The 4129-nt window shown below is 74.3% G+C and carries 3 protein-coding genes; 2 read left to right on the top strand and 1 reads right to left on the bottom strand.

The features are described 5' to 3' along the window. A partial coding sequence (locus AC2CJA_RS24915; RefSeq protein ID WP_484604930.1) for a patatin-like phospholipase family protein occupies nt 1-768 on the bottom strand: 768 nt, incomplete at its 3' end. 178 nt (nt 769-946) lie between these two features. Here AC2CJA_RS24915 and AC2CJA_RS24910 point away from each other — a divergent pair. Together AC2CJA_RS24910 and AC2CJA_RS24905 are read left to right on the top strand one after the other, a co-directional pair. Next, entirely contained in the window at nt 947-2206 is a 1260-nt protein-coding gene (locus AC2CJA_RS24910) for an FAD-binding protein (protein WP_484604929.1), read from the top strand. 229 nt (nt 2207-2435) lie between these two features. Further along, nucleotides 2436-4007: a M28 family metallopeptidase gene (locus AC2CJA_RS24905; RefSeq protein WP_484604928.1), complete on the top strand. Its 1572-nt coding sequence runs from the start codon at nt 2436-2438 to the stop codon at nt 4005-4007. The last annotated feature ends 122 nt before the right edge of the window (nt 4008-4129 follow it).

The following is a 4129-nucleotide window of genomic DNA, read 5'->3' as shown; positions in this document are numbered from 1 at the left end:
GGGCGCCGCCCGGGACGGGTCCAGGGGGTTGCGGCCGGCGCGGCGCGCGGCGGCGCCGGGGGTGACCAGGGCGACCCGAGCCCCGTCCGCCTCCAGCTCGGCGGCGTGCCGTTCGGCCCGCTGCCCCGGTCCGAAGGCCCTGGGCAGCGGGGCGAGCACCACCACCCGCCGGTGGCCCCGGGCCAGATCGGCGTTGGTCGTCGACCGCATGCCGCCGTCGATCCACCACCGTCCGTCCAGGGCGACCGGCGGCCACAGCCCCGGCAGTGTGCAGCCGGCGGTGACCGCTTCCAGCAGGTCGACGCCGCTGCCGGAGTGGAAGACGCCCAGGGCACCGGTGTGCGCGTCCACGGCGGTCACCCGCAGCGCCTCGCCGGGCCACTCCCGCACCCCCAGCAGGGCGGCCATCCCCGCGAACACCTCCTCCCGCGGGACGGTGTGGCGCCTCAGCGCCGTCCGTCCCAGCCGCCGCGCCGTCGCCTCCGGGGTGCGCCGGCCGAGCTGCGCCCGCAGGAAACCGAGGGCCGTGCCGGGCGTGACGCGCAGCGCGGGGCCGCCGGCCCCGTCCGTCCCCGGGCGCTCGTGGAACTCCCGCAAGGACTCCCCGGCGACCAGCCGGGCGCCCGCCACCGCTCCGGCCGAGGTGCCGATCACCGTGTCGGCGTCGGAGAGGTCCACCCCGGCCCAGGCCAGACCGGCCAGCATCCCCGCCTGCCACGCGCCCCCGGCGTACCCGCCGCTGCCCAGTACCAGTGCCCTCTCCGCCACGGTGTCCGGCCTCCTCGTCCCGCGTCGTACCCGCCGAATCCGTCATGTCCGTTCCGCTGCCCGGACCGGCAGTGGCCGGCCGCCCGACACCGCCCGCCTACCCACCGCCACGGACCGGAAGCGGCACCGGTGGCATACGCTCGCACGGCCGACCGACCCCACGAAGCTGGAGAACCCCATGGCCGCGACGCCGACCAGGCCGACCAACTGGGCCGGGAACGTCGAGTTCGCCGCCCGTACCATGCACCGCCCGGCGACCGCGGACCGGCTCCGGGAGATCGTCGCGGCGTCCGACCGCGCACGGGTGCTGGGCTCGGGCCACTCCTTCAACCGGATCGCCGACACCACCGGCGACCTGATCACCCTCGACGACCTGCCCCGCACGATCGAGGCGGACCCGGCCTCCGGCACCGTCCGGGTCGCCGGCGCGGTCAGGTTCGGCGAGCTGAGCCCGGTGCTGCGGCGGCACGGGCTGGCCCTGCCGAACCTGCCGTCCACCCCGCACTTCACCCTCGCCGGGGCCTACGCCACCGGCACCCACGGATCGGGACGCACCGGCGGCACGCTGGCCGCCGCCGTACGCTCGGTGGAGCTGGTCACGGCGGACGGCTCGCGGGTCACCGTCTCGCGCGGCGAGGCCGGCTTCGAGGGGGCCGTGGTCTCGCTCGGCGCCCTGGGCGTGGTCACCGCCCTCACCGTGGAGGCGTGCCCGGCCTTCGAGGTGGAGCAGTACGTCCACGAGGGGCTGCCCTGGACGGTGCTGACGGAGTGCCCGGAGGAGGTGTTCGGCGCCGCGTACAGCGTCAGTGTCTTCACCGACTGGACCGGTCCGGCGCGGGTGTGGGCCAAGCGCCGCACCGGTGATCCGCTGCCCGGCCTCTCCTGGACCGGCGCCCGCCCCGCCGACGGCCCCCGCCACCCGATCGAGGGAATGCCGACGGAGAACGCCACCGAGCAGCAGGGCGTGCCCGGGCCGTGGGACGAACGGCTGCCGCACTTCCGCTCCGGGTTCATGCCCAGTGCCGGGGACGAGCTCCAGTCGGAGTACTTCGTGCCGGCCGGCCGCGCGGGCGAGGCCTTCGCCGCGCTGCGGGAGATCGGGCCGCTGCTCGCCCCCGTGCTGCGGGTCTCCGAGATACGCACCGTGGCCGCCGATCCGCACTGGCTCAGCCCCGCCCACGGCCGCGACAGCGTCGCCCTCCACTTCACCTGGACGTCCGACGCCGCCGCCGTCGCCCCCGTGCTGCTCCGTGTCGAGGAGGCGCTCGCGCCCTTCGACGCGCGCCCCCACTGGGGAAAGCTGTCGTCCGTCCGGGCGGGGGAGCTGGGCGCCTCGTACGCACGCTGGGAGGACTTCCGGGCTCTGCTGGACCGCTTCGACCCGGCGGGCGTGTTCCGCAACGAGCTGATCGACCGCTGCTTCCCCGGCGGCCGGTAGCGGGCGAGGACGGCAACCGGGCAGCGGATGTCCCGAGTTCACGGGATCGGGCGGGTTTGACCCCGGCGCGCGAGCGGATCGTTTCCCCCAAAACGGGCCGGTTGTGCCGGGCTTATTCCCTCGGAGCCCTCCAGTCGCTACCTTCCCTCCCACCGCGTCCGTAACCCGGACACGCAATCCCCCACGCCGAACAGCCTGTCCCAGCTGTCCGCACCGGAAGGATCCTCCCGTGCACGCACCTCTCTCCAGAGGCAGGAAGCGCAGAATCATCGCGGTCACCGCCGCCGCGTCCCTCGCCACCCCTCTGCTGCTCGCCGCGTCGGCCGGCTCGGCCGCCGCCGCGCCCGACCCCGGCCGCCAGGGTGAGAAGCTGGCGAGGAAGCTGGTCAAGAAGGCCGACGCGGACGGCGCCATGAGGCACCTGCGGGCGTTCCAGGCGATCGCCGACGCCAAGGCCGACAACCGCGCCGCCGGATCCGCCGGTTACGACTGGTCCGCGAAGTACGCCGGCACCCTGCTCAAGCTCGCCGGCTACGAGGTCACCTACCAGAACTTCGACTTCGTCTACCGCGAGACGCTGGCGGAGAAGCTGACGGTCCTGACCCCCGACCAGCGCGACGTCCCCGTCAAGCTGATGACGTACACCACGAGCACTCCCGAGGGCGGCATCGAGGCCGCTGTCGCGGCCGTGCCCGTGGACGCCGACGGCACCACCGGCTGCACCGCCGAGGACTTCGCCGCCGGCGACTTCACCGGCAAGATCGCGCTGATCCGGCGCGGCGGCTGCACCTTCGCCGACAAGCAGGCGAACGCCGCGGACGCCGGCGCGGTCGGCGCGATCATCTACAACAACACCGACGGGGACCTCAACGGCACCCTCGGCGACGCCTCCGCCGGCCGCATCCCCACCGGCGGCATCACCCAGGAGGCCGGCGAGGCGCTGGCGGCCGACGCCGCCCGGGGCGACGTCACCGTCAGCATGGAGATCCGCGAGTTCCACGAGACCCGCTCCACGCCCAACGTCATCGCCGAGACCCGCGGCGGCGACGAGGACAACGTGGTGATGTTCGGCGCCCACCTGGACTCCGTCGCCGACGGCCCGGGCATCAACGACAACGCCTCCGGCTCCGCCGGCATCCTGGAGGCCGCCCTCGAGCTCGCCAAGGCCGACCGCAAGGGCAAGCACGCCAACAAGGTCCGCTTCGCGCTGTGGTCCGCCGAGGAGGTGGGCCTGCAGGGCTCCGAGCACTACGTGACGAGCCTGCCGGAGGCCGAGCGCGAGAAGATCGCCCTCTACCTCAACTTCGACATGATCGCCTCGCCGAACTACGGCCTGTTCGTCTACGACGGCGACGACTCCGACGGCGTCGGCGCCGGCCCGGGCCCCGAGGGCTCGGCGCAGCTGGAGCACGCGATCAACACCTTCATGCGCTCGCAGGGCCAGGAGCCGCGCGGCACCGACTTCACCGGCCGCTCCGACTACGGTCCGTTCATCGAGGCCGGCATCCCCTCCGGCGGCACCTTCACCGGCGCCGAGGGCGTCAAGAGCGAGGAGGAAGCCGCTCTGTGGGGCGGCGAGGCCGGTCTCGCGTACGACGAGTGCTACCACCAGGCGTGCGACGACCTGGGCAACGTCAGCAAGAAGGCGCTCGGCGTCAACGTCGACGTGATCGCGAACGCCGTCGGCACCTACGCCTGGGACACCTCCTCCCTGACGGAGGAAGTGCCCTTCGAGCCCACCAAGGGCACCGCGGGCAGCGGTGGCGGTCTGCACGACCACGACCACGGCCTGACCTCCTGATTCCCTGAGGTTCCACGGTCCTGATCCGGCCTGACGGTCCGGCGTCCGACGGTCCGGCGTCCCGCGGACGTACGGCCGTGCCGGCGCCCCGCCGCGGGCGCCGGGGCGTGTGCCCCGGCGCC

Source organism: Streptomyces sp. ATLC9 (genome assembly GCF_057196705.1).
The sequence above is the reverse complement of the archived record's forward strand: the minus strand, read 5'-3'. Positions and strand labels throughout refer to the sequence as shown.